The organism is Helicobacter vulpis, assembly GCF_003660395.1.
In the GTDB taxonomy this organism is placed as follows: Bacteria; Campylobacterota; Campylobacteria; order Campylobacterales; family Helicobacteraceae; genus Helicobacter; species Helicobacter vulpis.
This window is the reverse complement of record NZ_QXQT01000072.1, coordinates 1-804: the sequence shown is the minus strand read 5'-3', so window position 1 is coordinate 804 and position 804 is coordinate 1. Positions and strand designations below refer to the sequence as shown.

Sequence of the window (804 nt, the reverse complement as noted above, 5' to 3'; positions counted from 1 at the left end):
TAACTCTGTCCTTAAATCTTTAATATCTTTCGTCCCCTCTGTTTTATATTCAAAGGATTTACCTCCATCATCTGGAGGTAAGCCCCCCTCAATCTCTCTAATGAGGGCTTTAGTGGCGTTGGCTTTTAATTTGAGATTAAGCGTTTTTATTATACGCTCCTCTCACGGGCTTTACAATAGTCGTGGAAAAGTTCATACAGACTTGGCATATCCTTTCACCTAGTGAGTTTGGTCCGCCCCTACCGGGTTATATTGGTGTGCTATGACCCTCGAGGTAGGGGGTTTAGTTCTTCTAGCTCTATACTGTAGATTTTGTGTCCTTGTTGTAGATTCTCCCTTATCGTGATCTTGACTTCTGCTTTTTTGCCATTGATATTAATCCCCACAAAATATCGATGCACTGCTTTTATGTCCCTGCGTCCCTTATAATCCTCATGTGTTTGTCTCAATCTAGCATTCTCAAAAAGGGCTTTAATATTTGCTCCTACCCTAAAATGCTCCTCTTTGGTAAAGCCATTCGCTAAACTCTTATTTAAAGCCTTTGTGCTCGATATTTTGTCTAACCCTTTTCTTGAAATCCTAGCAACTACCCCCGTTTCTTTGTTCTTAATGTCTTGGTTTAAAATGGGGACTAGACTTTGCCTTAACTCTGTCCTTAAATCTTTAATATCTTTCGTCCCCTCTGTTTTATATTCAAAGGATTTACCTCCATCATCTGGAGGTAAGCCCCCCTCAATCTCTCTGATGAGGGCTTTGGTGGCGTTGTCAAAGTCGGTGCGCTGGACTAGCTGGTTGAGTTGGTTT

The 804-nt window shown here is 41.3% G+C and carries 1 protein-coding gene; it reads right to left on the bottom strand.

What is annotated here, in order from left to right:
• Window positions 1-260 precede the first annotated feature (260 nt).
• A partial coding sequence (locus EAO38_RS08600) for an LPD3 domain-containing protein (protein ID WP_121022880.1) occupies window positions 261-804 on the bottom strand: 544 nt, incomplete at its 5' end.